The 386-nt window shown below is 43.0% G+C and carries 1 protein-coding gene; it reads left to right on the forward strand.

The features are described 5' to 3' along the window. Positions 1–304: DUF932 domain-containing protein (locus E0L35_RS26110; RefSeq protein ID WP_171051255.1), on the forward strand; the 304-nt coding region annotated here is incomplete at its 5' end. Positions 305–386: the final 82 nt, after the last annotated feature.

The following is a 386-nucleotide window of genomic DNA, read 5'->3' on the forward strand; positions in this document are numbered from 1 at the left end:
TCTTAACAGTGACGAGCAACATTTATTTGGCAGAGCTGCACTGATGGTCAGGTATGAAGATGAAAATAAAACGCCAGTGACACCTGAACAGATAATTACTCCCCGTCGTCGGGAAGACAAACAGAACGATCTCTGGACAACCTGGCAGCGGGTTCAGGAGAATATGATAAAAGGTGGATTATCGGGGCGAAGTGCCTCCGGGAAAAATACCAGGACAAGAGCCATTACAGGTATTGATGGTGATATAAGAATCAACAAGGCGTTATGGGTGATTGCCGAACAGTTCAGAAAGTGGAAGTCATGATAATATAAGTAAAGCCCCGAAAAAATTTTCGGGGCTTTACTTATATTATCATTTTTCGGCATTGCTGTGTCGTCTGATATAC

The sequence above is a fragment of the Halomonas sp. ATBC28 genome (assembly GCF_005937175.1).
In the GTDB taxonomy this organism is placed as follows: Bacteria; Pseudomonadota; Gammaproteobacteria; order Pseudomonadales; family Halomonadaceae; genus Vreelandella; species Vreelandella titanicae.